Source organism: Pseudonocardia sp. ICBG1293, assembly GCF_020131355.1.
Lineage (GTDB): Bacteria > Actinomycetota > Actinomycetes > Mycobacteriales > Pseudonocardiaceae > Pseudonocardia.
On the sequence record NZ_JAHLEL010000011.1, the window covers coordinates 1 to 26,787 of the forward strand.

The following is a 26,787-nucleotide window of genomic DNA, read 5'->3' on the forward strand; positions in this document are numbered from 1 at the left end:
GCACGGGCCGCCCGGCCGTCGACGGCCCGCCCCGGCTCGTCGAGCACGACCGACCTGGCGGAGCGAGTCCCGCCGTCTCGCACGAGCGGGTCGCGCGCGCCGCGGGCCGGTCGGCCGGGGGGTGGAACACATCGGGTCGACCGCCGTCCCCGGCCTCCCGGCCCGCGACGGCCTCGACCTCCAGCTGGCAGTGGAGGCGCCCGCCGATGCCGACGCGGTCACCGGCGCACTGGCCGCGGTCGGTCTCCCGGTCGACGACGCCGCCGTGGACCGGGCGGCGGGCACCGTCCGGGTGCACCGCTCGGCGGATCCGGGGCGCGCCGCCGTGGTGGCCGTGCGGGTGCAGGGCTCACCGGCGTGGCGGCACGCGATCGAGCGGCGCGACCGGTTGCGCGCCGACGCGGCGGCCCGCTCCGGCTACGCCGGGCACAAGCGCGCGGCGGCCGCCCGGCACGGCGACGAGCCGGACCCGCGCCACTACCGTGTGTACACGGCGTCGTGGGCCATCGACCCGGACGAGTGACCGGGCCGGGACCCAGATCACGCGGAACGTGACGATCGGGTCGCGGCGAACCCGTTTCTGTAACGCCGCACGCTCGTTGGTCGATCAGGCGGGGCAGAGGGTGTTCGTGCCCGGATCGGCTGCGGTACCTGCGGGTACCCGTCGAACGGGCAGGTCGCCCGGGTGATCGGCACCGGGCCGCGCGGCCCGGCGACGGCGACGAGAGGACACGGGGTTGAGCACCATGGCCCAGCGTTACGGGGGCGGACGGCGGGTTCGTCGAGCCCGGGCGCGCGCCTGCGTTCCCCCACACGGACCACTACGGCGGCCCGGTCGCGCCGGAGGGACCGGGTGCCGGCGACCCGGACCCGTGGACCGGCGCGGAGTACGAGGCCGCCCCGATCAGCGGGGCGGTCGTCCGGCAGCACCGCACGCTCCCGCACGGTGAGCTGCGGGCGGACTTCGGCTCGCACCTCGAGGCCCACTACCCGCGGCTGGTCGCCCAGCTCTACGCGATCACGCTCAACCCGCACGACGCGCACGAGGCGGTGCAGGACGCCTACTCGCGCGCCTGGCGCCGCTGGGCCGCGCTGCGCGCCGAGCCGGCCGGCCCGGAGCACGAGGACGCGGCCGTCGGCTGGGTCCGGCGGGTCGCGATCCGCTCGTCGATGCGGGTGCGGATGCGACGCCGCCGGCGCGGACCGTCGCCGGAGGAGACCGACCCGCGCACCGGCGCGCTCCTCGAGGCGCTCGGGCGGCTCGCCGCCGTCGACCGCCGGGCCGTGGTGCTGCACCACATGGCCGGCCTGTCGACCGGCGCGATCGCCGAGCTCGAGCGGGTCACCGAGCACGAGGTCCGGCGCCGGCTCGTCCGCGGTCGCGAGGTCGTGACCGAGGGCATGGCCGAGGTGCTGGAAGAGATCATCGGACCGGCGGGTGGCGCGGTCGGGGGACCGCCGCCGGGTCACGTCGCGCCGCAGTACGACCTGCGTGGGCGGTACCCACCCGCCACCGAGGGGGACGGGTATGAACGGGTTCGCCGACATCGACCGGGAGTTCCACCGGCTCGACGACGTCCTGGCGGCGGCCGTGCCGCCGCCGGCGGTCGACGACGTGATCTCGCGCGCCGCCGGCGCGCGCCGGGCCACCTCGGCCGCGGCCGCCGCGGTGCTCACCGTCGGCTCGCTGGGCGGGGTCACGGCCGTCGCGACCGCGGCCGCACCCGACGGCAGCTTCATCGGCCCGCCCTTCGCCATCGCCGCACCCCAGGCGAGCGGCCCCCCCCCGAGCCGGTGCAGAGCGGTGCCGCGAGCGGTGGGGACGGCAGCCTGCCGCCGGCGTTCGACCCGACCGTGGCGGCGACCCAGGGCGGCGCGCTGCCCGGCGGCGCCGGCGACCCCGCCGACCCGGGTCGCCCGGGCGTGCCCGGCACCCCGGGTGCGCCGGTCCTCCCGCCGCCCGGTGGCGGTGGCGAGCCCGGTGGCGGCAACCCCGGTGGCGGCTCGGGCGGTGGCGGGCAGACCCCGCCCACCGACCCCCGGCCGACCGACGAGGGCTCGCCGGAGCCGACCACCCCGAAGCCGCCGCCGACCACCACGCCGCCGCCGGAGACGACGACGCCGCCGGAGACGACGACGCCGAAGCCGACCGACGAGGGAACCCCGGAGCCGACGACCACCGCCCCGTCCCCGACGACGAGCAACTCGGCCGCGCCGACGACCACCTCGACCGAGCCCACGACGACCACGAGCACCACGACCTCGGAGACCTCGACCAGCGCCGTGGGCCTCGGCCCGGCGCAGTCCTCCGCGCTCTGAGACACCCGGGCCGGCCCCCGTGGCGGGCCCCGTGGCGGAGGGGCGGCGGCCCCTCTGCCCGGCCGGGCCCCGTCGGTCAGCCGGGAGCGTCCTCCGGCCGGTCCCGCGGCCCCAGGTCGACGCCCAGCGACGCCAGCCACGCCACGTGGTCGTGGTCGTGGCGCACCAGCCCGTCGAGGACCGCGTGCGAGCGCTCCAGCGCGTACTCGGCGAGGTCGGTCCCGACCAGCCCCTGCGCGACGGCGGCGACGAACTCGTCGAGGTCGATGACGTCGGTCCCGCGCCCGCGGCGCACCACGAGGTCCAGGTAGAGGTCGGTCATCCGCAGCCGCCTGCCCTCAGGGTGATCGCGCGCGATGTCGACGTCTCGTCCATCTTGCCCGGGGCCCACCGCCCAGTTTCGGACAGCCACGCCCAGCCCGGTCTCGATCCACCGGTGGGCACGGTTGGGCCCGGGAGGTAGATCCCCCAGTCCTCCGTCCGCGCAGTCAGCGTGTGGCGATCTCGCGGTGGGTCCCCTTGGTGTCGACCTGGACGCCCCGTTCGGGGTCGAAGGTCTGTGTGTCTTGGGCGGGTGCACGGTCGCCCATCCTGCCGTCCCGGGGGCGCACACGGGGCGCTCGGCGGCGAAGTGTCGGGGGTCGCTCGTACCCTGGTGTCATGGCATTCGCGACCGAGGTCCCGGGCAGCGCGGCGGACTCCCGTGCCCGGGAGGACGCTGCGCACCCGGACGCGGGTACCACCCCGGACCCGGACCCGACCCACGCGGTCGAGCGCACACACTCCGAGCACGCCCCGTGGTCGGTCGAGCGAGCAGCACGCCGGCACCGTTCCGGGTGGTCAGCGAGCACGTCCCCGCGGCGCGGAGCTGGACCGGCGAGCGTGGCGCGGCGGCGGCTGCGCGTCGTGTGAGGAGGGAGCCGTGCTGGTGCGCCACCGGTACCGAGCAAGTCGGCCACCACGGCCTGGCTGATCGAGCAGCAGCAGCGGCCCACGCTGGTGATGGCGCCGAACAAGACCCTCGCCGCGCAGCTGGCGAACGAGCTCCGCGAGAGATGCTGCCCAACAACGACGGCGCGTAGTACTTCTCGTATCCGTACTACGACTACTACCAGCCCGAGGCCTACATCGCGCAGACCGACACCTACATCGAGAAGCAGCTCGATCAACGACGACGTCGAGCGGCTGCGGCACTCGGCGACGATGAATGAACCTGCTGTCCGGCGCGACGTGGTCGTGGTCGCGTCGGTGTCGTGCATCTCTACGGCCTCGGTACCCCGCAGTCCTACCTCGACCGGTCGGTGTGCGCTGGCGGGAGTCGGTGCGGGAGGTCGGGGGGCTGGCGGCTGCTGGTCTGACGTGCAGTACACCCGCAACGACATGTCCTTCACCCGCGGCACCTTCCGGGTCCGCGGGGACCCGTCGAGATCATCCCGGCCTACCAGGAGCTCGCGCTGCGGATCGAGTTCTTCGGCGACGAGATCGAGGCCCTCTACTACCTCAACCCGTTGACGGGGGAGGAGGTCGAGCAGGTCGAGGAGATCAGGGTCTTCCCGGCGACGCACTACGTCGCGGGCCCGGAGGCGATGGAGCGGGCGGTGCGCGCGCCATCGAGGCCGAGCTGGAGGGCGACAGCTGCCGCGCGGGAACCAGGGCAAGCTGCTGGAGGCCCAGCGGCTGCGGATGCGCACGCAGTACGACATCGAGATGATCCGCCAGGTCGGCTTCTGCTCGGGCATCGAGAACTACTCGCGCCACATCGACGGCCGCGGGGGCGGGGCCGGTACCGCGCGGCCACCCTGATCGACTACTTCCCGGACGACTTCCTGCTGGTCATCGACGAGTCGCACGTGACGGTGCCGCAGATCGGCGGCATGTACGAGGGCGACATGTCCCGCAAGCGCAACCTGGTCGAGTACGGCTTCCGCCTCCCGTCCGCGGTCGACAACCGGCCGCTGACCTGGGAGGAGTTCGCCGACCGGATCGGCCAGACGGTCTACCTGTCGGCGACGCCGGCCCCTACGAGCTCAACCGCACCGGTGGCGAGTTCGTCGAGCAGGTCATCCGCCCGACCGGTCTGGTCGACCCCGAGGTCGTCGTCAAGCCGACCAAGGGCCAGATCGACGACCTGGTCGCCGAGATCCGCGACCGACCGAGCGCGACGAGCGGGTCCTGGTGACCACGCTGACCAAGAAGATGGCCGAGGACCTCACCGACTACGTCCTCGAGCTGGGGATCAAGGTCCGCTACCTGCACTCCGAGGTCGACACGCTGCGCCGGGTGGAGCTGCTGCGCCAGCTGCGGTCGGGCGAGTACGACGTGCTGGTCGGCATCAACCTGCTCCGCGAGGGTCTGGACCTGCCCGAGGTGTCCCTGGTCGCGATCCTCGACGCGGACAAGGAGGGCTTCCTCCGCTCCGGCACCTCGCTGATCCAGACCATCGGCCGCGCGGCGCGCAACGTCTCCGGTCAGGTGCACATGTACGCCGACCGGATCACCGACTCGATGCGGTATGCCATCGACGAGACCGACCGGCGCCGGGCCAAGCAGGTCGCCTACAACACCGAGCACGGCATCGACCCGCAGCCGCTGCGCAAGAAGATCGCCGACATCCTCGACCAGGTCTACCGCGAGGCCGAGGACACCGATGCCGTGCCGGTCGGCGGCTCGGGACGCAACGCCTCGCGCGGCAAGCGGGCGGCGGGGGAGAAGGGCCGCGCCCCGGCCCCGGCCGGCAGCTCGGGAGTGGCGGCGAAGGACACGGCGGGCATGCCGCGCGCCGAGCTCGCCGACCTCATCCAGCAGATGAACGACCAGATGCTCACCGCCGCACGGGACCTCCAGTTCGAGCTCGCGGCCCGGCTCCGCGACGAGATCTCCGACCTGAAGAAGGAGCTGCGGGGGATGGACGCGGCCGGGGTGTCGTAGGCGGGTCCCGCGGCGGGGCGCGCGTGCGGGCCCCGCTACCGTGGTCCACCGTCGTCCCCCAGCGGCCGCCGGGCTCCGCCCGTCGCGCGGCCCGTACCCGTCCGGCCCGGCCGCACACGGAGGAGCCCCGCGTGACCGTCACCCGTACCACGCCCGACCCGGACGTGCCCGCCGCTCCCGGCGGGGGTACCGCGGTCCTCGTCGGGCGGGTGCGCACGGCGGTGCTCTCCCGCTGGACGCTCGTGGTCACGGTGCCGCTGCTGGCGGCGGCGCTGTACTGGTCCTGGTTCCGGCTGCGTGACTACGCGCTGGACCTCGACGTCTACCGGATCGGTGTGCAGGTCTGGCTGGCCGGCGGCGACATGTACGGCACGCTGCCCCCGCCGCTGCACGGGCCGGTGCTGCCGTTCATCTACCCGACGTTCGCGGCGATCACGATGGTGCCGCTGGCCGTCGTGCCCTACGTCGTGGCGTTCACCGCGCAGTTCGTCGCCTCGGTGCTGTCGCTGGCGATCTGCATCGCGCTCACGATCCGCGTCGCGTGGCCCGCGGGCGGCCGGCGGGCCCCGGTCCTGCTGGGCGTCCCGGTGCTGGCCGCGGTGCTGCTGATGGAGCCGGTCGCACAGACCTTCGCCTTCGGCCAGATCAACCTGGTCCTGATGCTGCTCGTGCTGGCCGACCTGCTCGCCCCCCGGACCTGGTGGCCGCGCGGGCTGCTGCTCGGCCTGGCCGCGGCGATCAAGCTCACCCCGGGCGGGTTCGTCCTGTACTTCCTGGTCCGCCGGGACTGGAAGGCCGCGGGTGTCGCCGTCGTCACCGGCGCCCTGGCGACCGGCCTCGGGTTCGTCGTCGACCCGGACTCCTCGTTCCGCTACTGGTTCGTCGGCGGCCCGGCCGCCGGGGTCAGCGGGTCGACGTTCTTCTCCAACGAGACGGTGCAGGCCGTGCTCGCCCGCCAGGAGGTCCCCGATCCCTGTTCCACATCCTGTGGCTGGGCATCGTGGCCGTCCTGCTGGCACTGGCCGTGCCGATCATCCGGCGCACCGAGCCGGTGATCGCGATGTCGGCGACGGCCGCGGTCGTGCTGATGGCGACGCCGACCGCCTGGTCGCACCACTGGGTGTGGGTCGTGCCCGCGCTGATCGGCATCGGGGCGCACGCCCTGCGGTACCGCAGCGCCGGGTGGGCCGCGGTCGGCGCGGTGATCGCCGCGATCTTCTACATCGCGCCGTTCCGCTGGATGCCCAACGTGTGGGGCGTCGAGATGAAGTGGAGCCTCTGGGAGCAGGTCCTGGGGGCCAGCTACGTCATCCCCGCCGCCCTCACGCTCGGGCTGGGCTGCTGGTACGTCACCCGGGGCCCGGGGCGTCCCGGTGGCCCGCGGGCCCCGCGACCCGAGCGGCTGCACACCGGTTCCTGACCCTCCGGTGGGGTCCGACCCGGGCGGCGACCCGCCGGGAACATGGCGCAGGCCACACTCCCGCGCCTACTGTGGGAGCCGGAGGTGGCGCTGGAGCCAGTCGACGACGACCGGAGCCGGGCAGGCGTGTGCGCCGTGCGACCGGGACCGATCTCGGCCGTCACGCCCGGATGCTGTCCCGGCTGCACGACGCGGTGCTCTCCGGCGACGCCCGCCCCGGCGACACGGCGCGCGGACGCCGCCTGGTCACCCGGTCCTGGGACCGGGTCCGGGCCCAGGGGGTGGACCCCGACGCCGGTGACCCGCCCGGCCCGCTGGACGCCGCCGTCGTCGAGCAGCGGCGGGCGACCTCGCCGCTGGTCCCGGTGCTGCCCGCGCTGCGGGCCGCGCTGACCTCGGTCGCCGAGGACGCCCGGCACGTGATGGTCGTCTGCGACGCCGACGGGGTCCTGCTGTGGCGGGAGGGGTCGACCGCGGTCCGCCGCCGCGCCGACGCACTCGGGTTCACCGAGGGCGCCGAGTGGTCCGAGCAGTCGGTCGGGACCAACGCGATCGGCACCGCGCTCGCCGAGGGCGGACCGGTGCAGATCTTCTCCGCCGAGCACTTCGTGCGCAGCCACCACGGCTGGACCTGCACCGCGGCACCCGTGCACGACCCGCGCAGCGGCGAGCTCCTCGGGGTGGTCGACCTGTCCGGGCCCGCGGAGACCATCCACCCGACCACGGTCGCGCTCGTCGACACCGCGGTGCGGCTGGCGGAGGCCGGGCTGTGGCAGCGCCACGAGGCGCGCCTCGACGCGTTGCGCCCATCGGTGCCCCGATGCTCGCCCGCGACACCGGCCGGGTCTGGTCGTCGACGACCACGGCTGGGTCGCCGCCGCGTCCGGGCTGCCCGCGTCGAACGGGTCGCCGCACCGGCCGCGGAGCGGCTGATCGCGGTGCACGGGCTGGGGCCGTGCCTGCCCGAGCCGGTGCCCGGGGGCTGGCTGCTGCGTCCGGCGTCCGGCGTCCGGCGGGAGCAGGCGGATGCGGCTGCGCCTGGACCTCGACGGCCGTCCGCCGCAGGCCGTGATCGAGGGCACCACCCGCTGGGTGCACCCGCTCTCGACCCGGCACGCCGAGGTCCTGGCGCTGCTCGCCGGTGCCGGGGCGACCGGGCTGGACGCGGCGACCCTGTCCCAGGGGCTCTACGGCGACCGGGCACACCTGGTGACCGTCCGTGCCGAGATGTCGCGGCTGCGCCGCAACCTGGGTGGCATCCTGCTGGCCCGCCCGTACCGGATCGCGCCCGAGGTCGAGCTGGACCTGACCGGTCTGGCCAGCAGCCGGGTGGTGCGCGAGTCGACCGCACCGGCGTCGTCGCCCTGCGTCGCGACTGACTCCCGCGCTGCGTCGCGACCGACCGCCGCCGTGCGTCGCGACCGACCGCCGCCCGGCGGCGCCACCCGGCGCGGGCCGGTCCCGCACCGGGGCCCCGACGGTGCGACGGGCGCTGCAACCGGCCTGCAACGCTGTCCGTGACCCGCGTCACCGGGTGGACTGGCGGTCGCGGGAACGACCCGCCGCGGCAGGGACGCCGCCCCCGGCGACCCGCGCGAGCGAACTGGGAGGACCGACATGGGTGTCGCCGTGGTCACCGGAGCCGGACGCGGGATCGGGCGGGGCATCGCCCTGCGCCTGGCGCGCGACGGGCACGCCGTCGCCGTCAACGACCGGGACGCGCACGGCGCCACCGCCGTCGCCGAGGAGATCCGCGCGGCGGGCGGGACCGCGGTGGCCTACCCGGCAGACGTCACCGACCCGGACGCGGTCACCGCGATGACCGGTCAGGTCGCCGAGGAGCTGGGCGGGCTGGACGTGATGGTCGCGAACGCCGGCATCGCGCAGGTCAAGCCGCTGCTCGAGGTGACCCCCGACGACCTGCGCACGATCTTCGACGTCAACGTGTTCGGCGTCGTCTACTGCCTGCAGGCCGCCGCCCGGGTGATGATCGACCGGGGGACCGGGGGCAAGATCGTCAGTGCCGCGTCGATCGCCGGGCACCAGGGGTTCGACCTGCTCGGCCACTACTCGGCCACGAAGTTCGCCGTCCGTGCGATCACCCAGGCCGCGGCCAAGGAGCTCGCGCCGCACCGGATCACCGTCAACGCCTACTGCCCGGGCATCGTCGGCACCGACATGTGGGACCTCATCGACGAGCAGATGGGCGCCCGCAGCGGCGCCGGCAGGGGCGAGAGCCTGAAGCAGTACGCGGCCGGGATCCCGCTCGGGCGGGTGCAGACCGCCGAGGACGTCGCCGCCTTCGTCTCCTACCTCGCCGGTCCGGACTCGGACTACATGACCGGGCAGGCCGTCATGATCGACGGAGGGGTGGTCATGGTCTGAGCCCGACCCGGGCCGGGGAACGCCCCCGGCCCGGACGGCTCAGCTGGTGATGTCCGCGCGCTGGAACCGCCAGGCCGCGAGACCGAGGAACACCGTCGCGTAGCAGACCGCGGAGAACGCGCCGTAGGTCATGTCCGACCAGTCGACGTCGGTCGCCAGCAGGGCCGACCAGGCGTCGCCGTAGTGGGTGGGCAGGAAGTCGCGGAGCACGCCGAGGTCCTCGATCTGGTCGATGATCTGGGAGACGATCGAGGCCATCACCGCGCCCCCGACCGCGCCCAGCGGCGCGTCCGTGCCGACCGACAGGAGCAGCGCCAGCCCGGCCACCCAGCTCAGCTGCACGGTCACGTACAGCGCGCCGAGCATGACCCGGCCGGCCGCGGTCCAGAACGGCAGCGACTCCCCGATCGGCGAGACCAGGTCCCCGGTGCCGTAGGCGATCGCCCCGACCACCAGCGACGCGACCGGCAGCAGGAGCAGCGCCGCCACCGACAGCAGCCCTGCGACGACGGCCTTCTGCCGCAGCAGCCTCGCGCGGGGCACCGGCACCGCGAGCAGGTAGCGCAGCGACGACCACGACGCCTCCGAGGCCACCGTGTCGCCGAAGAACAGCGCGACCAGCACCACCAGCAGGAAGCTCGCCGAGGCGAACAGGGTGAACACCGCGAAGTTCGCGGCGCTGCCCGACGCCAGGTCGACCAGGCTCGGGCCGCGCGCGCCGGGCTCGTCGCCACCGAGGGAGAACGCCGCGACCAGGATCAGCGGCATCGCCACGACCAGCGCGAACGCCACCTGGGTGCGGCGGCGCTGGAGCTGGCGGACCAGCTCCGTGCGCAGTGGCATCGTCCGGCCCGGGACGGCCCGGGACGGCCGGGGGCGCGGCCGGACCGGTCACGAGGTCGCCCACGTGCCCGCGGCGGGTCGAGAGCTGCCGGTCGTCGCTCACTGCGAGCCTCCCACGTCACGACCCTCGGGTCCCACCAGTTCCAGGAACGCGTCCTCCAGCCGGCCGCGCGGGCCCGCCGCGCTGACCGCGACCCCGCCGCCCACCAGGGCGGCGACGGCGTCGGCGCGCGGGGTGCCGTCGAGGTGCGCGTGCACCACGCCCGGCTCGTCGCCGGTCACGACCTCGGTGACGCCGTCGAGCGCGGCCAGCAGCGCGGACGCCCGCGTGGTGTCGTCGACGGTGAACGACGATCCGCCGCCCGAGGCCATCAGCTCGGCGACCGTGCCCGACGCGACGACCGTGCCCCGGTGCATGACGACGACCTCGGAGCAGGTCTGCTCCACCTCCGAGAGCAGGTGGCTCGACACGAGCACCGTCCGCCCGCCCGCGGCGTAGCGGCGCAGCAGCTCGCGCATCGCGTGGATCTGGGGCGGGTCGAGCCCGTTGGTCGGCTCGTCGAGGATCAGCAGCTCGGGCAGGCCCAGCATGGCCTGGGCGATCGCGAGCCGCTGGCGCATCCCCTGGGAGTAGGTGCCGACGCGGCGGTGCACCGACCCGCCGAGCCCGGCGATCTCCAGCGTCTCCTCCATCCGGGCCTGCTCCGGCGGGCGCCCGGTGGCCTCCCAGTACAGCCGCAGGTTCTCCGCGCCGGACAGGTGCGGCAGGAAGCCCGGTCCCTCGACGAACGCGCCGATCCGCGACAGCACCGCGGCGCCGGGACGGATCGGGTGGCCGAAGGCCGTCATGGTGCCTGCGGTGGGGCTGATCAGCCCCATCAGCATCCGCAGCACGGTCGTCTTGCCCGCGCCGTTCGGGCCCAGCAGACCCAGCACCGCACCGCGCGGCACGGTGAACGACACGTCGGAGACCGCGGCGAACCCGTTGCGGTAGGTCTTGGCCAGACCGCCGACGACCAGCGGGGGTGCCTCGGCCGGCACGTCGGCGGTGCCGCCGGTGCGCCGCGACCGCAGGCGGGCCACCAGCCACACCGCCAGCGCGCCGGCGAGCACCGCGACGATCCCCAGCACCGGCCACAGCGGCACGGTCCCGGCGGACTCGGTGCGCCCGGGGACCTGCGGGACCGACAGCGCGCCGTCCCCGGCGAGCCCGACCCGCCACACCGCCGGGTCGGTGCCGGAGTCGAAGCCCTGGTCGGTCGTCGCCAGCGTCAGGACCAGGCGGCTGCCCGCCTGCACCGGCGCGACGACGCCGGGCAGCGTCACCGCCGCCTCGGCGGGGGTGCCGTCGGCGGGCACCGCCACCCGCACCGGGGCGACGGCGTTGCCGAGCAGGGTGGACCGTCCGTCCGGGGTGAGCACGGTGAGCGAGGCGAACAGCACCGCGGTGGACGGGGCGGGCTGCCCCGGCACCCGGGCGACGCGCACGGTGACCCGCGCCGCGCCGGACGGCTGCATCGCGGCCGCGACGGGCTCGCCGGTGAACCGCGCGGACTGGCCCGGCGTCGTCAGCCCGGACAGCCCGCCGAGCGACCCCAGCGAGCCGAGTGCGGCCCCGAGCCCGGGCAGCGAGGTGAGCGCGGCCGGGTTGCCGCCCGGCGGGTGCACGACGGTCTGCTCGCCCCCGGCGAGCGGCACGGTGGTCGTCGCGGCCGGGGCGGACCCGGCGGTGAGGCCCGGGTAGGCGTCGGCGAGCACGGTGCGCCCGGTGGGGGTGTCCCCGCGGGTGCGGACCGTGCTGCGGACCTGGTAGGCGAACGGTGCCGAGGCGAGCGCGCCGGTGACGCCGTCGGTGGCGGGCCTGCCCCGCAGGTGCTGGTCGAACCAGTCGCCGATCCGGGAGCGGACCTCGGAGTCGGGGCCGCCGCCGTCGTGGCCGCCGGCGAACCACAGGACCGAGACCGGGGTGCCGTTCGCGGCGATCTGGCGCGCGTTCGCGTCGGCCTGGTCCAGGCCGAACAGGGTGTCCTGCTCGCCCTGGACCAGCAGCGTCGGCGCGGTGATCCGGTTGGTGACCGTCGCGGGGGAGGAGCGGCGCAGCAGCTCGGCCAGTGCGGGGGATACCCGCCCGGTCCGTGCGGCCTCGCCGTAGGCGTCGCAGACGTCGCGGGCGAACCGGCCGCAGACCGGGTCCGACGGGGCGCCGGGTGCCGGGGCCGCGCCGGGGCGGCCCGCGGACGTGCCGGGGCCGGCCGGATCGGAGCCGTCCGGCGCGGCGCCGGAGCCGGCCCCGGCGGCCCCGTCGGTCGCGCCGACGTCCGACCCTCCGGTCGATCCGGCCCCGCCGAGGCCGCCGCCCGTCCCGTCCTGCGACCCCGCCCCGGTGCCGGCACCGGAGGCGGTGTCACCACCCGCGGGCACCCGGCCGCCGGAGCCGAAGAACACGCCGGCCCAGCCGCTCTTGAACACCCCGTCGCCGGCGCCCGCGCCCGCCGCGGGGGTGCCCGGGAGGCTCTCGCCCGCCGGGACGACGTTGTTCGGGAACAGCGCCTGGCCCAGGTCGTTCCAGGTGATCACCGGAGCGATGGCGTCGATCCGCCGGTCGTGGCCGGCCAGCAGCAGGGACAGCCCGCCGCCGTAGGAGCCGCCGGTCACCCCGACGCGGGGGTCGCCGGGACCGTCCTGCTGCACGTCCGCACGCCGGGACAGCCGGTCCACCAGCCGGGAGGCGTCGGCCACCTCGCGGTCCGGGTCGTCGAGCCCGATGCTGCCGCCGGAGGCGCCGAACCCGCGCGCGGTCCAGGTCTGCACGACGTAGCCGCGGGCGGCGAGCTCGCGGGCGTCGGAGTCCACCGACGCCTTGCTGCCGCCGAAACCGTGCGCCACGAGCACCGCGGGCGCCGGGGTGGCCGCGGTCGCCGACGCGGGGACGTAGAGGGAGGTGTCGAGCTCGACCGTGCCCGGGTCGCCGGGGCCGGCCGGGACCGCGACCCGGTCCTCGGCGACGGCGACCGACCCGCCGTCGTCGGCGGCCGCGGCGGTGGGGGCCGGACCGGGCGCCGCGGCGGCGGCCGGGGCGAAGGCCAGCACCAGACCCGTGGCCAGGGCCACCGCGAGGGGGGAACGGACCCGGCGCATCCGGGGGAGCACGTGCACGCCCTCGAAACTACGCAGATCGACGACCGTGCGTCGGCGGCCGGGGCGTGCGCCCGGCCACGCCGAACCGGGCGGAGAGGATGAACGACGCACCAACCCTGCATCGACGCCGCACCGACGGAGCACCACGCGCGGGTGTCGTCCGCCGTTCACCATGCGTTTCGTCAAGCAACGCCGATCGGTCTCCGGGGTGGGGCACCGTCTCCCGGTGTGAGCGTCAACCCCTCCGGAGAGATCCCCGGCGTCGGTGTCCCGCGGGCACTCTCCGTCGACATGACCGTGGCCGACCAGCAGGACTGGCTGGCGGCGTTCCTGCGCCGGCACCCGGTCAGCCGGCGCAGTGCGCTGCGCGGCGGCGCCGGTGTGCTGGCCACGCTCGCCGTGTCCGGCTCGCCCTGGGCCCGCGGGGTCGCCGCGGCCGCCGCGCCCGCGCCGGTCACCGTCGTCGGGCGGCACCTCGCCTACGGTCCCGACCCGGCGCGCTCCATGTCCTTCTCCGGGGAGCTGACCGCGGCCCCGCCGCCCGGGCGGCTGGTCGTCGACGTCGGCACCGACTCCGGGTTCGGGCTCACCCTGCCGGTGCAGGTCCGGCCGCTGGAGAGCCTCGTCCCGCAGGCCGACGGCTCGCTGCGGGGCACCCGGCAGTGGTTCGCGCACGCCCGCGCCGACGCCCTCGCCCCCGGCAGCCGCTACGTCTACCGGTTCCGCGTCGCCGGGACCGGCGGTACCGAGACGACCACCGCGACCAGCACGTTCCGCACGGCCGCGCCGCGGGGCAGCCGGCACCGGTTCACCTTCACCGCGTTCGCCGACCAGGGCGTCGGCACCGGCGGCGAGCCCAACTCCTACACGCCCGACGACACCCACCGCAGCCCGATGCCGTCCGAGGCGCTCACCGCGCTCGTCGCCGCCGAGCAGCCCGCGTTCCACCTGCTCGCCGGGGACATCTGCTACGCCGACCCGTCCGGTGCGGGCAAGCCGGTCCGCAACGGCGCCGAACACGACGACGAGGCCCACGACAGCTTCGACCCGACGGTCTGGAGCAGCTACTTCGCCGCGATCGAGCGCTCCGCGGCGTCGACGCCGTGGATGTTCGCCACCGGCAACCACGACATGGAGGCGCTCTACGACCTGAACCGCGCCGACGGCCCCGCCCACGGCTACGCCGGCCACGCCGTCCGGCTGGCGCTGCCGGGCACCGGCCCCCGCGGCTGCCCCTCGGTGTACGCGTTCGTGCACGGCACCGTCGGGGTCGTCAGCGTCGACGCCAACGACCTGTCGACCGAGATCCCCACCAACGCCGGCTACTCCGGTGGCGGCCAGCTGGCCTGGCTGGAGCGCACCCTCGCCGGCTGGCGGGCCGACCCGCAGGTCGAGTGGATCGTGCTGTTCTTCCACCACTGCGCCTTCGCCACGTCCGGCTCGCACGCCTCCGACGCCGGCGTGCGCGCGGCACTGGCCCCGCTGTGCGACCGCCACCGGGTCGACCTGTGCGTACAGGGTCACAACCACCAGTACGAGCGGACCGACCCGATCCGCGACGGCAGGCCCACCCGGCCGGCCCCCGACCGGTCCACGGTGCACCCCGAGACCGACGGCACCACCTACGTCTGCGTCGGGTCCGGCGGACGTCCCCGCTACCGCTGGCAGCCCGGCGAGACCGACAGCCACCGCGGGCACGAGACGCCGCAGGTCCCGGTCACCAGCTTCCTGGCCGGCCCCGACGAGCAGAAGCAGCCCGAGACCGTCACCTGGTCGCGGACCCGCTACCTCGGCTACGCCTACCTGCGCGTCACGGTGCTCCCGGGCTCCGGCGCGGCCGACTCGCGGCTCGTCGTGCACGCGGTCACCGACCTCGGCGAGGAGATCGACACGGTCCGGCTGAGCCGCCCCGCGCGGGGGTGAACCGGACACACAGGACGAGTTCCGTCACCGACCGGGTGCCCTGGGTCACCCCGGCTCGCCTTGCAACGGTGCAGGGAGGACACTTCACCCACCGCAGGGGAGTATCCCTACCGCGGTGGTGTCGTCAGCACGGTGTCGTCGCGAGCGTGGTTCGCGGGCGGACCCGGCACCATCGGCCACGCTCGGCAGCCACCTCCACCGGCTCCCGTGGCGGGAGAGACCTCGGGCCGTTCGATGCCGCCCCGGTCTGGAGGAAACACCCGTGAACGTCCCCCTGTGGGTCTGGTTGGTCACGATCGTCGGATTCGTGCTCGTGATCGGCGCGGACCTGTGGCTCAACGACCACAAGCCGCACGCCGTGACCCTGGGCGAGGTCACCCGCTGGGTCGTGTTCTACGTGGCGCTGGCCGTCGCGTTCGGTCTCGGTGTCTGGTTCGTCGCCGGGGGCACCTACGCCGGCGAGTTCTTCGCCGGCTACCTCACCGAGTACTCGTTGTCGGTCGACAACCTGTTCGTCTTCCTCATCATCATGTCCGCGTTCAAGGTGCCGGTCCTGCACCAGCACCGTGTGCTGCTCGTCGGCATCGTGATCGCGCTGATCATGCGCAGCATCTTCATCGCCGCGGGCGCCGCGGTCATCGACCGCTTCAGCTGGGTGTTCTTCCTCTTCGCCGCGTTCCTGATCTACACCGCGGTCTCGCTGGTCAAGCAGGCCGCCGGCGGCGAGGACGAGGAGTGGAAGGAGGGGCGGGTCCTGCAGTGGGTCCGCAAGGCCTTCCCGGTCACCGACGACTACCACGGTGCGAAGACCACGGTGAAGATCGACGGCAAGCGCTGGCTGACCCCGATGCTGATCGTGATGATCGCGATCGGCGTCACCGACATCATGTTCGCGCTGGACTCGATCCCGGCGATCTTCGGTCTCACCCAGGAGCCCTACCTCGTCTTCACCGCGAACGCGTTCGCGCTGATGGGGCTGCGCCAGCTGTACTTCCTGCTCGGCGGGCTGCTCAACAAGCTGGTCTTCCTGTCCTACGGCCTCGCCGTCCTGCTCGCCTTCATCGGCGTGAAGCTCGCCCTGCACGCGCTGCACGAGAACGAGCTGCCGTTCATCAACGGCGGGCAGCCGGTGCCGGTCCCCGAGGTCGGGATCGGGCTGTCGCTCGGGGTGATCGTCGGCGTCCTCGCGCTCACCACGATCACCAGCCTGATCGCGGTCCGGATGAAGCCGGAGCTGGCCGAGCAGGGCAGCGGGATCACCGCGCCGCCGCTGGCCCGCACCAAGGAGGAGGCCGCACAGATCGAGGCCCGGGACGAGCAGGCGGACCACCGGGTGAGCGCGCCCCCGCGCGACTGAGACCCACCCTCCCGACGGCCGTCCTCCGCCCCGGCGTCCGGCACCGCGCCGGACACCGGGGCGGAGCCGTCTCCGTCCCGTTCGGCGCGCCGTGCCTGTGAGCTGCGGAAACGCTCGCGCTTGCGGTGTCAAGTGTTGCATCGTCACGTGTCGGGGGTCACCATCGTGTGATCCCGGCAGCGTGGCGAGGGGCTGACGCATGATCCCTGTGATCCAGTTCGTCCTGGGCGTCGCCGTGCTGGTCTACAGCGCGGAGAAGCTCATCGGCTACCTGGTCGGGGTGGCGAGCCGCTGGGCCGTCTCGCTGTTCCTGATCGCCGTCGTCTTCACCGGGATCGAGTTCGACGACCTCGCGTTCGGGGTCGTGCTGAACATGGAGGACCTCAGCGACGTCGCGCTCGGCGCCGTCATCGGCACCACGATCGCGCTGACCGGCATCGTGCTGGCCCTCGCCGCGATCATCGCGCCGACCCGGGTCGAGGTCCCGCGCGACTACCTCGCGCTCTACGTCGCCGCCCCGGTGGTGATGTTCCTGCTCGCGCTCGGCGGCCTGCTCACCGCGGGTACCGGCGTCGTGCTCATCCTGTTGTTCGTCGCCTTCGTCGGCTGGATCGCCTACCGCGAGTACTCCGCCCGGCGCCCGGTCTGGCGCAACGCCGAGGTGTACGAGCAGCTGGAGAAGGCCGGGGTCGGGGCCGGCGGGACCACGACCGCGACGGTCGCGGCGGGTGGCCCGCCCCGGACCGACGCGACCGGCACGCCCGGCTTCCGCCTGCCCGAGGACCTGCGGGTCGACGACGGGTTCCTCAAGGCCCGCGCGCAGCCACCCGGGCGGACCGTCCTGTTCGCCGTCATCGCGCTGGTCGGGCTGGTCGTCGGCGCGCTCATCGCCGGGCGGGGCACCGAGGGGATCCTCGAGACCTGGGCGATCAGCGGGACGGTCTTCGGGGTCACCATCGCGACGCTCGCGCTGTCGCTCGAGGACATCCTGATCACCGTCGAACCGGCGCGGCGCGGCGCACCCGAGATCGCCGTCGCGAACGTGCTCGGCAGCGTCGTGTTCTCGGTGACCGGCAAGCTCGGCGTGATCCTGCTGGTCGGCGGGGCGATCGTGGTCGACCCGACGGCCCTGGTCTGGCACCTGCCCGTCCTGCTCGTACTCACCGTGCTGTCCGCGGTGTTCCTCGGTACCGGGCGGATCCGCCGCTGGCACGGCGTCGTGCTGCTCGTGCTCTACATCGCCTACTTCGTCATCAGCCTCACCGTCTTCGGCGGCGTCCCCGTCGACGACGACTGAGCCCCAGGGAGGGTCGATGCTCACCAAGGACCGGATGACCGCGGCGCTGGTCGTCGTGGCCGCGGTGGTCGGTCTGGTGCTCGTGTTCGGCACGGGCGAGGGCGCCGGTGACGACGACGACGCGGGCGGGCCGCCGTCGGCCACCCGGGTGGACGACGACGGCCCGCAGGCCCCGGCCGGGCAGGCGCCGCAGGAGCAGCAGCCCGGCGCCGATGACGACGATGACGACGACTGAGCGCCCTACAGGTGGTGCAGCGCGACGTCGCCGATCCGGCCGTCGTCGAGGGTCAGCGTCATCCAGGTGTGGGTCGGCATCCGGCGCCGGTCGGTCGGCGACCCCGGGTTGAGCAGGCGCAACCCGTCCACCGTCGAGTCCCACGGGATGTGGGAGTGCCCGAACACCAGCAGGTCGGTCCCGGGGTGCGCGGCGAGCGCCCGGCGTTCGCGGCCCTGCTTCGGGCCGGTCTCGTGGGTCACCGCGACCCGCACCCCGTCGACGGTCTCCCGGGCCGTCTCCGGCAGCCGGGCCCGCACGTCGTCGCCGTCGTTGTTGCCCCAGCAGGCGAGCAGCCGGGTCGCGCGGGCGACGAGGCGGTCGAGCAGCTCGACCGAGCACCAGTCGCCGGCGTGCACCACCACGTCGGCGGCGTCGACGGCCTCCCACACCGGCCCGGGGAGCCCACCGGGATGGGCGGCCCCGCGGCTCGGGTGGTGGGTGTCGGAGATCAGCAGGAGCGCGGTCAGCGCACGCCCACCAGGTCGCAGACGAAGATGAGCGTCTCGTTCGGGGCGATCACCCCGCCCGCGCCCTGGGCGCCGTAGCCCAGGTGCGGCGGGATCACGAGCCGGCGGCGGCCGCCGACCTTCATCCCGGCGACGCCGTTGTCCCAGCCGGAGATGACCTGGCCGGCGCCGAGGCCGAACTGCAGCGGCTGGCCCCGGTCGTAGGAGTTGTCGAACTCGCGGCCGGTGGACTGGGAGACCCCGACGTAGTGCACGGCGACGGTGTCCCCGGGCTTGGCCTCCGGGCCGTCGCCGACGGTCAGGTCCTCGCTCACGAGGTCGGTGGGCAGCGGGCCGTCGACGACCTCGACGGCGGGCTTCTGCGGTGCGGACACGGGCGTGCTCCTCACGGGGCGGGGACGGCCCGCGGGGGGGCGGGCCGAGGGGGTGCGCGCCGACCCTGCCAGAACCCGCCGAGGGCTGCGTCCCGGGCCCGCCCCTCGTGGCAGGCTGCACACCGTGACCGGTGACCGTGATCCCTCCGGCGACGCCCCCGACGACGGCGTCGCGACCGACTGGCCCCGCTGGCTGGACGTCCTGGAACGGGCCGGGATCCCGGCCTCGTCCAACCTGCGCGCCCCCGCGGCGTCCGGCGCCCTCGCCGAGGCCGAGGGGGCGTTCGGCCGGGAGTTCCCGCCCGCGCTGCGGGCGCTCTACGCGCTCGCCGACGGCCAGCTGGCCGACCACCCCCGCGCGCCCGGTCCGCACCCGGAGGTCGCGACCAGCCTGTTCCCCGCGACGTACCGCTTCGTGCCGCTGGACGAGGCGACGCGGGAGTACCGCGGCTGGCTCGACGTCGTCGCGGACATGGGGCACGACCACGTGACCGTCCGTGCGGGCGACCCGGTCCTGGCCCACTACTGGGATGCGGGCTGGTGGCCGCTGGCCGTCGACGGCGGCGGGAACGCCCTGGTCGTCGACACCGTCCCGGAGCCCGGCGGCACCGTCGGCCAGATCGTCGTCGCCGGTCCGGACGAGGACGAGCGTCGCGTGGTCGGGACCGGCGTCGGGGACTACCTGCGCCGGCTGATCACCGCGGGGCCGGCGGTCGACGACGCGGTCGTCGACCCGTCGGACCGGCCGTACCTTTTCTGGGACGCCCCGCACCTGCGCTGACCCGGTCGCCGCCGCCCCGGTCGCCGCCGCCCCGGTCGCCGCCGCCCCGGTCGCCGCCGCCCCGGTCGCCGCCGCCCCGGTCGCCGCCGCCCCGGACGCCGCCGCCCCGGTTGCCGCCGCCCCGAACGCCGCAGACCCGGACGCCGCAGACCCGGACGCCGCTGAGCGGGTCGCCGCCGGCCCGGCCGCGCCGGCCCGCGCCCGAACGGCGCGCCCGGTCCCGGCCCGTGTCGCCCCGGCCCGCGTCGCCCGCGCGGCGCCCGGAGCGGGCGCAGCGTCGGCTCAGCGGTGCGGCCGGGGAGTCAGCGCCAGGTCCACCCGGTCCGGCCGGTTCGCCCCGGCCACCACGTCCTCGACGAGGTCGTGCGCGGGCGACAGGTGGCACACCGGGTCGGTGGCCGCGGCGTCGCCGGTGAGCTGGAACGCCTGACAGCGGCAGCCGCCCAGGTCGACCTCGCGCCGGTCGCAGGTCCGGCACGGCTCCTGCATCCAGTCCTCGCCCCGGTAGGCGGTGAACAGCGGCGCCGAGGTCCAGATCTCCGACAGGCCGGCGTCGCGGACCGAGGCCCGCGGCAGCGGCAGGGTCTGCGCCGCCGGGCAGGGCAGCGCGTCGCCGTTCGGCGCGACGGTGAGCTGGCGCTGGGCCCAGCCGCCCATGCAGGGTTTGGGGTAGCGGGAGTAGTAGTCGGGCAGCACGTGCACGACCTCCATCCGCCCGGCCAGCCGCGCCCGGGCGTCGGCGACGACCTCCTCGGCCCGGTCGAGCTGCTCGCGCGTCGGGAGCAGCGACGACCGGTTGCGCCACGCCCAGCCGTAGTACTGGGTGTTCGCGAGCTCGACCCGGTCGGCACCGAGCCGCTCCACGAGATCGAGGACGGCGCCGATCCGGTCGATGTTCTGCCGGTGCAGCACCACGTTGACCGTCAGCGGCCAGCCCAGCTCGCGGACCAGCCGGCACGCCTCGAGCTTCTTGTCGAACGAGCGGATCCCGGCGATCCGGTCGGAGGTGGCGGGCTCGTCGGCCTGCACGCTGACCTGCACGTGGTCCAGCCCCGCGTCGCGCAGCGCCCGGGCCCGCGGTGGCGACAGACCGATCGCGCTGGTCACCAGGTTGGTGTACATGCCCAGCTCGCACGCGGTGCGGACCAGCTCGGGGAGGTCCCGGCGCAGCAGCGGCTCGCCGCCGGACAGGTGGCACTGCAGCACGCCCATGGCCGCGGCCTCGCCGAACACGCGTTGCCAGTCGGCGGTGGACAGCTCGTCGTCGTAGCGGGCCAGCTCGATCGGGTTCGAGCAGTACGCGCAGGCCAGCGGGCAGCGGTAGGTGAGCTCGGCGAGCAGCCCGAACGGGCGGGGCGCGCTCATCCGAGCGCCACCAGGTTCCGGGCGAGGAGCCGGGCCAGGTAGTCCCGGACCTGGTCGGCGACGACGAGCGCGTCGGCCTCGTCGAAGTCCGCGACCAGCGCGGCGACGATGTCGTCGACGCTGCGCTCGCCGTCGCACAGGCGCAGCACCGCGTGCCCGGTCCGGTTCAGCACCACGACGGTCTCCGGTCCCAGCAGCACCCAGCCGTCCGTCGGGCGGTCCGGTCGCATTCGCACGTGCCTGCCCAGCCGGGGCCGGGAGTCGCCGGTCACCGCGGGCGTGCGGGCGGCCCGCTCGCCGCGCCGCGGCACCGGGACCCTCGCCGCACCGGCGGCCGTCGACCCGTCACGCGTAGGCATGGTCGATCGCATCCATGATCGCCCAGAGCACGTCGCACTTGAACGAGAGCGCGGCCTCGGCGGCGTCCTGCTCGGCCGGTGTGCGGCAGTGCGCGACGACGACCTCCAGCGCGTGCTCGGAGTCGCGCGGGGCCTGGAACAACCGGTTGCGGAAGTACTGCAGCCCGTCCGGGTCGATCCAGGTGTAGTACTTCTCGAAGGCCGCCAGCCGCTCGGCCATCAGGTCCGGCGCGAACAGCTCGGTCAGCGACGACGCGACCGCCTCGACCCACGGCCGCGTGCGGGCGAAGCCCACGTAGGCGTCGACGGCGAACCGCACGCCGGGCTGCACGTGCCGGTGGTCGGTGATCTCCGACCGGCTCAGCCCGCACGCCTCGCCGAGCCGCAGCCACGCCTCGATGCCGCCGGAGGCGTCGCCCTCGTCGGGGGTGCCGTCATGATCGACGATCCGGCGGATCCAGCGCCGCCGTACCCCGACGTCGGGGCAGTTCGAGAGGATCGCCGCGTCCTTGACCGGGATGGCCTCCTGGTAGGCGAACCGGTTCGCGACCCAGCCGCGGATCTGGTCGGGGGTGAGGGTGCCGTCGTTCATGCGGACGTGGAACGGGTGCGCGGAGTGGTACTGCGCGGCGTGCGCCCGCAGCCGCGCCACCAGTGCGGTGTCCGGAGCGGTCATGTCAGACCTCCAGTTCCAGTCCGTCGTACCCGACGACGACGCCGGCGGCGGTGACCGCGGCGCGTTCGGCGGAGTCCTCCAGCAGGACGGGGTTGGTGTTGTTGACGTGCACGTAGACGATCCGGGGCACACCGAGTCCGGTGAGCACCTCCAGGCTGCCACCCCGGCCGCCGACGTGCAGGTGTCCCATGTCGTGCGCCGTCTTCGCGGCCAGCCCCAGCCGGACCAGCTCGTCGTCGTGCCAGGTCGTGCCGTCGACGAGCAGCAGGTCCGCGCCGTCGATCTCGTCCAGGACGGCGGGGGTCAGCTCCTGCACGCCGGGCAGGTACACCGCGTACCGGCCGGACGCGGTGTCGGTGAACCGGTACCCGACGACGCGGCCGGGCAGTCCCTCGGCGACCCCGAACCGGTCGTGCTTGCCCGTCGGTGCCTCGAACGCGCGGTAGGCGAGCCCGCCGAGGTCGTGGTCGGAGCCCGGGACGACCTCGGTCCAGGTCACCGGGCAGAACCGCTCCAGGGTGCCCAGCAGCCCGGATCCCTCGCGCAGGGTCCGCTCGGTCGCCGCGGTGGCGTGCAGCGACACCCCGCGGCCCTCGCGCAGCAGCACCAGCCCCAGGGTGTGGTCGATTTCGGCGTCGGTGAGCAGCACCCCCCGCAGCGGGGTCGTGCGGTCACCGGTCGGGTGCAGGGCCGGTGTGTCGGCGAGCTGGGTGCGCACGTCGGGGGAGGCGTTGACCAGCCACCAGCGCTCCCTGTCCGGGGAGACGGCGACCGAGGACTGGGTACGCGGTGTCGCCGGCCGTGAGCCGTCGCGCACCGCCCGGCAGCCCGGACAGCCGCAGTTCCACTGCGGGAACCCGCCACCCGCCGCCGATCCCAGAACCCGGATCCTCATCGCACCCCCACTGTTCCCACGGCGACGGCCGGGGGCGCGCTGCTCGCGCACCCCCGGCCGTCGGCCACTCACGCCTCGGTACGGGCGATGTACATCGTCACCTCGGGCGCGCAGCCGATCTCCTCGAACTCCGGCGCCTCCCACTCGGTGGTCGACTCCATGCGATCACCTCCCTCCTCACGACGTCCGGGTTCCCCGGAACAGCGGGTCCTACTGCTCGGGCAGCGCGAAGCAGAACAACGCGTCGCCGGCAGCCGCACCGAGCAGGCCCGGCAGGAACCCCTCGACCCAGCCGCCCCACCCGGTCGGTACGGCGATGTACTGCCGTCCGTCGACCTCGAACGTGGTCGGGCTGGAGTGGTGACCGCTGCCGCACTGGAACGACCAGAGCTTCTCCCCGGTCGAGGCGTCGAGCGCGACGAACTCGCCGGTCGGGGTGCCCTGGAAGACCAGGCCGCCCGCGGTGGTCAGCGTCGAGGCGCACATCGGGTACTCGTTGTTCCAGCGCCACTTCTCCTCGCCGGTCAGCGGGTCGATGGCGGCGACGAAGCCGTAGAAGTCCTCGATGTCGACGGCGACGCCGGCGCCCCAGTAGGGGATGGACTCCTTGAACTCGCGGCGGCGCCGGGTGGCGGTCGCCCCGACCTCCTGGACGGGCACGTACATCAACCCGGTCTGCGGGTTGTAGGACATGTGCGTCCATTCCTTGCCACCCGCCGGGCCCGGCCAGAAGTGCACCGGGACGCCCTCCTCGTCCGGGTAGATCTTCGGCGTCACCTTGCCCTCGGGGGTGATCTCGCCCCAGGTGATCCGGTCGACGAACGGGAACACCCGCACGAGCTCGCCGTCGGTGCGGTCGAGGACGAAGAAGTAGCCGTTCTTGTCCGCGTGGGCGAGCAGCTTGCGCCCGTCCGGTGCGTCGAACAGGACGTTCTCCATCGTGGAGTCGTAGTCCCACAGGTCGTGCGGGGTGAACTGGTAGTGCCACCGGATCTCGCCGGTGTTGACGTCGACCGCGATCGTCGAGTCGGTGTAGAGGTTGTCGCCCGGCCGGACCCCGCCGTCGAAGTCCGGCGCCGGGTTGCCGGTGCCCTGGAACAGCAGCTCCAGCTCCGGGTCGTAGGTGGGCGTCACCCAGCAGTTCGCGCCGCCGCGCTGCCAGGCCTCGCCGTCGTCGGGCCAGGTCTCCGAGCCGGGCTCGCCCGGCTTCGGAACGGTGTAGCAGCGCCAGCGCCGCTCCCCGGTCTCCGCGTCGAACGCGTCGAGGTGACCGCGGACGCCGAACTCCCCGCCGGCGCTGCCGACGATCACCAGGTCCTTGACGATCAGCGGCGCGACCGAGCCGCTCTCCCCGGCGCGGACGTCGCCGTTGACGGTGTCCCACACGACCTTCCCGGTCGTCGCGTCCAGCGCGATGATGTGCGCGTTGAGCGTGTACATGTAGACCTTGCCGTGCCCGACGGCCAGACCGCGGTTGACGTTGCCGCAGCACAGCGACACGTCGTAGGGCGAGGCGTGCTTGTACCGCCAGAGCTCCTCACCGGTCCTCGCGTCGATCGCCCAGGCGCGGCCGTCCGGGCCGGAGACGTACATGACGCCCTCAACGACGATGGGTGACGCCTCGAACGAGTAGGTGGACGCGCCGGACTGCATCCCGACCGCGCCGGCCTGGAAGACCCAGGCGGGCGACAGCCTGCGGACCGAGTCCTTGTCGATCTGGTCGAGCTCGCTGTAGCGCTGGCCGTCGTAGGTGCCGTAGTAGGTCAGCCAGTTCTGCGGCTCCGAGCGGGCGCCGCGGATACGGTCGTAGTCCACGGCGGAGGTCGCCGGGGCCTCGCCCCGGACGTTGCTGAGCTGTACGTGCGGGATCGCTTCACCCGCGTCGACGTAGTCGGTCATCTCGGGTTCCTCTCCTACGGTCGCGGCTGCGGGGGACGGTCGAGCTTGGCGTGGTCGGGTACCTCGCCCCCGATGACGATGGAGCCGGTGAGACCGCGGCCCTCGTCGTTGCCGCTCGCGGAGCCGTAGTAGTAGGTGCCCGGCCCGTCGAGGTTGATCTTCGCGGTGCCCTTGGAGTGGTTCACCAGCCAGATGAACTTCGGGTCGCCGTTGCTGGGCAGCACCGCGCAGTGGGTGTTCTTGTCGTCGTTGATCAGGGTCAGCTCGATGTCCCCGCCGTGCGGGAGGATGAGGATCCCGGGCTCGTAGCAGATCTCGTCCTCGGGGATCCGGATCGTCGCCCGGAGCACGCCGTCGGGCCCCTCCTCGGCGTAGCCGATGGTCCCGCTGCCGAGCAGCCGGCCCAGCGCGAGCCGGTTCTGCCCGTCGAGACCCGCGGCGGCCAGCTGTTCCGCGCGTTCGTCTTCGGTTGTCGTCATTGACACTTTCCTCCCGAGCGCAATTCGTCGGCGGGTACGTGATCACCTTCACGCCGCGCGGTGGTAAGCGTCAACCCCGCGCCGGTATCCGATTCTGCACCGACGATCATGAACGCGCGAGCGTGAATGCGAAATGATCTCCCTCGGTCGGTCGCCGCCGACCGGGACGATCTTCCTGCAGGTCATACCGGTCGCGCAGGGGTCGGTCGTGCCGTCCGCGAACGATTCGTCGGGAATTCCGACGGACTGTGTCCGCGTTGTCCCGTGGCGCCCTGGGGAATGGCAGGAAATGGCGGCGAGAAATGCCGGACGGTGTCGCCGGACCTGAACGGGACGATCGGTGCGGCGACAACCACCGGGGCCGGTGGTGGGCCGCCGCGCCCGCCGTGACGTGCGACGGTGCGCCCCGGGCGGCCGCGAGGGCTCCGGTGCGGACACCGCGGCTCGTCACCGGCCGAACGCGTCCGTACCCATTCCGTGCAGGTCGTGCGGTTCGGTCGGGTGAATGCAACACATGTTTCGGAAAAGTGTGGTGACCGTGGCGGGGGCGTCACCAGAACTTGATGCCCGCCGCCTTCAGCCGCCTGTGGTGCTGCTTGACCGCCAGCGCGATCGCCTCGGGGGTGATGAGCCCGCCCCAGACCTTCGCCGCGGTCTCCCTCTGCTCGAGCAGCGCGTCGGCCTCCTCGCCGCCCAGCTCGGCGCTCTGCACGACCCGCGACCCGAAGCCGATGTGCCAGCGCTCGTCGCGCAGGACCAGCCCGGTCCCGCGGTGCACGCCCGGCAGCGGGACGGACAGCCCGTCGAGGGCCTGGAGCATCGCGTGCTGGCCGGCCAGCAGGACCACGCCCTCGATCACCATGTGGTAGAGCCCGACCGCGCCGGTCAGCCCGCTGTGGTCCTCGGCGAGGCGACGGGCGGTCGCCGGCAGCCGGTGCTCGAACAGGTCGACGAGCTCCGAGCTCACCTCGCGGCGCAGCACGTCCAGCCGGTCGGCCGGGGTGTCGCCGGGGACGCCCAGCACCTGCACGGCGACGAGGTCGAAGAACCGGGCGTGCCGCGCCTCGTCGCGGGCCTGGGCGCGGAACGCGGCCTGCATCGTGTCGTCCTGCGCGGCGGCCTGGTACGAGCCGAGCTGCCCGGCGACGGAGGCCTCGGCGACGGCGAACCCGGCGACCAGCCCGCGCACGGTCGCCGCCTCGTCCGGCGCGAGCCGGGTCCACGCGTCGCGGTCCGGGCCCAGGTCGAGGTCGGTCTCGTCCCACTGCAGCGACTCGGCCAGCTGGACGAAGTGGTCGTATCCGGCGATCATGACCATGGTCTCGGTGTCCTCACCCCGGGAACTGCTCTCCCGGCTCCAACGGACGGAAGTCCGACTTGGTGGCGCCGCAGATCGGGCACATCCAGTCGTCGGGGATGTCCTCGAAGGGGGTGCCCGGCTCGATGCCGCCGTCCGGGTCGCCCTCCTCCGGGTCGTAGACGAAGCCGCACGGCTCGCAGATCCACCGGGACCGGGTGGTCGGACCGGACATCGTCATGCTGCTCCCCACGGCGTCGTCGCCCACGCCCGCCTGCTCGCCCGTGACCGGGCCCGGCGGAGGTGTC

The 26,787-nt window shown here is 74.3% G+C and carries 25 protein-coding genes and 1 pseudogene; 12 read left to right on the forward strand and 14 right to left on the reverse strand.

The window, feature by feature from the left end; translation table 11 throughout:
- A partial coding sequence (locus tag KPF47_RS07865) for a GrpB family protein (RefSeq protein WP_224387861.1) occupies positions 1-523 on the forward strand: 523 nt, incomplete at its 5' end.
- A gap of 527 nt (positions 524-1,050) precedes the next feature.
- On the forward strand, positions 1,051-2,319 hold the full coding sequence (locus KPF47_RS07870) for a sigma-70 family RNA polymerase sigma factor (protein ID WP_308015356.1): 1,269 nt from the start codon (positions 1,051-1,053) through the stop codon (positions 2,317-2,319).
- A gap of 76 nt (positions 2,320-2,395) precedes the next feature.
- Here KPF47_RS07870 and KPF47_RS40755 read toward each other — a convergent pair whose 3' ends face one another.
- On the reverse strand, positions 2,396-2,932 hold the full coding sequence (locus KPF47_RS40755; protein ID WP_374108812.1) for a DUF402 domain-containing protein: 537 nt from the start codon (positions 2,930-2,932) through the stop codon (positions 2,396-2,398).
- Between the two features lie 47 nt (positions 2,933-2,979).
- Between KPF47_RS40755 and uvrB the strand changes: the two are divergent.
- The 5 genes and pseudogenes from uvrB to KPF47_RS07905 all read left to right on the forward strand — a co-directional run bounded on the left by uvrB (position 2,980) and on the right by KPF47_RS07905 (position 9,052).
- Positions 2,980-5,247 (forward strand): annotated as a pseudogene (gene uvrB, locus KPF47_RS07885) (excinuclease ABC subunit UvrB).
- A 131-nt stretch (positions 5,248-5,378) separates the two neighbouring features.
- Complete coding sequence (locus tag KPF47_RS07890; protein WP_224387864.1) at positions 5,379-6,302, forward strand: glycosyltransferase family 87 protein; 924 nt, start codon at positions 5,379-5,381, stop codon at positions 6,300-6,302.
- Positions 6,248-6,667 carry a hypothetical protein gene (locus tag KPF47_RS07895; RefSeq protein WP_224387865.1) on the forward strand — a complete coding sequence of 140 codons (420 nt, stop codon included), beginning with the start codon at positions 6,248-6,250 and terminating at the stop codon, positions 6,665-6,667. Before KPF47_RS07890 ends, KPF47_RS07895 begins: the two co-directional genes overlap by 55 nt.
- Before the next feature lie 128 nt (positions 6,668-6,795).
- A complete protein-coding gene (locus tag KPF47_RS07900) occupies positions 6,796-8,046 on the forward strand; it encodes a GAF domain-containing protein (RefSeq protein ID WP_224387866.1) in 1,251 nt (416 codons plus the stop codon).
- A 238-nt stretch (positions 8,047-8,284) separates the two neighbouring features.
- Positions 8,285-9,052: an acetoin reductase gene (locus KPF47_RS07905; protein WP_224387867.1), complete on the forward strand. Its 768-nt coding sequence runs from the start codon at positions 8,285-8,287 to the stop codon at positions 9,050-9,052.
- Between the two features lie 39 nt (positions 9,053-9,091).
- On the opposite strand, the gene KPF47_RS07910 is transcribed toward KPF47_RS07905, so the two are convergent.
- Together KPF47_RS07910 and KPF47_RS07915 are read right to left on the reverse strand one after the other, a co-directional pair.
- On the reverse strand, positions 9,092-9,895 hold the full coding sequence (locus KPF47_RS07910; RefSeq protein WP_224387868.1) for an ABC transporter permease: 804 nt from the start codon (positions 9,893-9,895) through the stop codon (positions 9,092-9,094).
- A 99-nt stretch (positions 9,896-9,994) separates the two neighbouring features.
- Positions 9,995-13,033 (reverse strand): ATP-binding cassette domain-containing protein, encoded by a 3,039-nt coding sequence (locus tag KPF47_RS07915; RefSeq protein WP_255659332.1) that lies wholly within the window; start codon positions 13,031-13,033, stop codon positions 9,995-9,997.
- Positions 13,034-13,261: 228 nt separating this feature from the next.
- Between KPF47_RS07915 and KPF47_RS39940 the strand changes: the two genes are divergently transcribed.
- The 4 genes from KPF47_RS39940 to KPF47_RS07935 all read left to right on the forward strand — a co-directional run bounded on the left by KPF47_RS39940 (position 13,262) and on the right by KPF47_RS07935 (position 17,845).
- Positions 13,262-14,956: a metallophosphoesterase gene (locus KPF47_RS39940; RefSeq protein ID WP_224387870.1), complete on the forward strand. Its 1,695-nt coding sequence runs from the start codon at positions 13,262-13,264 to the stop codon at positions 14,954-14,956.
- A gap of 262 nt (positions 14,957-15,218) precedes the next feature.
- Positions 15,219-16,313 carry a TerC family protein gene (locus KPF47_RS07925; protein ID WP_224387871.1) on the forward strand — a complete coding sequence of 365 codons (1,095 nt, stop codon included), beginning with the start codon at positions 15,219-15,221 and terminating at the stop codon, positions 16,311-16,313.
- Positions 16,314-16,512: 199 nt separating this feature from the next.
- Entirely contained in the window at positions 16,513-17,610 is a 1,098-nt protein-coding gene (locus KPF47_RS07930) for a sodium:calcium antiporter (protein ID WP_224387872.1), read from the forward strand.
- 16 nt (positions 17,611-17,626) lie between these two features.
- Positions 17,627-17,845, forward strand: a complete 219-nt coding sequence (locus KPF47_RS07935; protein WP_224387873.1) for a hypothetical protein — start codon at positions 17,627-17,629, stop codon at positions 17,843-17,845.
- A 5-nt stretch (positions 17,846-17,850) separates the two neighbouring features.
- Here the strand turns inward: KPF47_RS07935 and KPF47_RS07940 are convergent, their stop codons facing one another.
- Positions 17,851-18,354, reverse strand: a complete 504-nt coding sequence (locus KPF47_RS07940; RefSeq protein WP_224387907.1) for a metallophosphoesterase — start codon at positions 18,352-18,354, stop codon at positions 17,851-17,853.
- On the reverse strand, positions 18,351-18,728 hold the full coding sequence (locus tag KPF47_RS07945) for an FKBP-type peptidyl-prolyl cis-trans isomerase (RefSeq protein ID WP_224387874.1): 378 nt from the start codon (positions 18,726-18,728) through the stop codon (positions 18,351-18,353). The genes KPF47_RS07940 and KPF47_RS07945 overlap by 4 nt, the downstream gene beginning before the upstream one ends.
- A gap of 124 nt (positions 18,729-18,852) precedes the next feature.
- Here KPF47_RS07945 and KPF47_RS07950 point away from each other — a divergent pair, with 124 nt between their 5' ends.
- Complete coding sequence (locus KPF47_RS07950) at positions 18,853-19,509, forward strand: SMI1/KNR4 family protein (RefSeq protein WP_224387875.1); 657 nt, start codon at positions 18,853-18,855, stop codon at positions 19,507-19,509.
- A 282-nt stretch (positions 19,510-19,791) separates the two neighbouring features.
- Here KPF47_RS07950 and pqqE read toward each other — a convergent pair whose 3' ends face one another.
- From pqqE to rd, 9 genes are all read right to left on the reverse strand, one after another.
- Positions 19,792-20,874, reverse strand: a complete 1,083-nt coding sequence (gene pqqE / locus KPF47_RS07955; RefSeq protein ID WP_224387876.1) for a pyrroloquinoline quinone biosynthesis protein PqqE — start codon at positions 20,872-20,874, stop codon at positions 19,792-19,794.
- Positions 20,871-21,233, reverse strand: a complete 363-nt coding sequence (gene pqqD / locus KPF47_RS07960) for a pyrroloquinoline quinone biosynthesis peptide chaperone PqqD (RefSeq protein WP_224387877.1) — start codon at positions 21,231-21,233, stop codon at positions 20,871-20,873. The genes pqqE and pqqD overlap by 4 nt, the downstream gene beginning before the upstream one ends.
- Complete coding sequence (pqqC, locus tag KPF47_RS07965) at positions 21,220-21,909, reverse strand: pyrroloquinoline-quinone synthase PqqC (protein WP_224387878.1); 690 nt, start codon at positions 21,907-21,909, stop codon at positions 21,220-21,222. Before pqqC ends, pqqD begins: the two co-directional genes overlap by 14 nt.
- Position 21,910: 1 nt before the next feature.
- Positions 21,911-22,804: a pyrroloquinoline quinone biosynthesis protein PqqB gene (gene pqqB / locus KPF47_RS07970; protein WP_224387879.1), complete on the reverse strand. Its 894-nt coding sequence runs from the start codon at positions 22,802-22,804 to the stop codon at positions 21,911-21,913.
- A 68-nt stretch (positions 22,805-22,872) separates the two neighbouring features.
- The gene (gene pqqA / locus KPF47_RS07975) at positions 22,873-22,965 is read right to left on the reverse strand and encodes a pyrroloquinoline quinone precursor peptide PqqA (RefSeq protein ID WP_060712366.1); all 93 of its coding nucleotides are present in this window, start codon (positions 22,963-22,965) and stop codon (positions 22,873-22,875) included.
- Between the two features lie 49 nt (positions 22,966-23,014).
- Positions 23,015-24,703, reverse strand: coding sequence for a PQQ-dependent dehydrogenase, methanol/ethanol family (locus KPF47_RS07980; RefSeq protein ID WP_224387880.1), 1,689 nt, complete (start codon positions 24,701-24,703; stop codon positions 23,015-23,017).
- A 14-nt stretch (positions 24,704-24,717) separates the two neighbouring features.
- Positions 24,718-25,182: an MSMEG_3727 family PQQ-associated protein gene (locus KPF47_RS07985; protein WP_224387881.1), complete on the reverse strand. Its 465-nt coding sequence runs from the start codon at positions 25,180-25,182 to the stop codon at positions 24,718-24,720.
- A 550-nt stretch (positions 25,183-25,732) separates the two neighbouring features.
- Positions 25,733-26,494, reverse strand: coding sequence for a ribonucleotide-diphosphate reductase subunit beta (locus KPF47_RS07990; protein ID WP_224387882.1), 762 nt, complete (start codon positions 26,492-26,494; stop codon positions 25,733-25,735).
- A gap of 19 nt (positions 26,495-26,513) precedes the next feature.
- Complete coding sequence (rd, locus tag KPF47_RS07995) at positions 26,514-26,747, reverse strand: rubredoxin (protein ID WP_374108813.1); 234 nt, start codon at positions 26,745-26,747, stop codon at positions 26,514-26,516.
- Positions 26,748-26,787 lie beyond the last annotated feature (40 nt).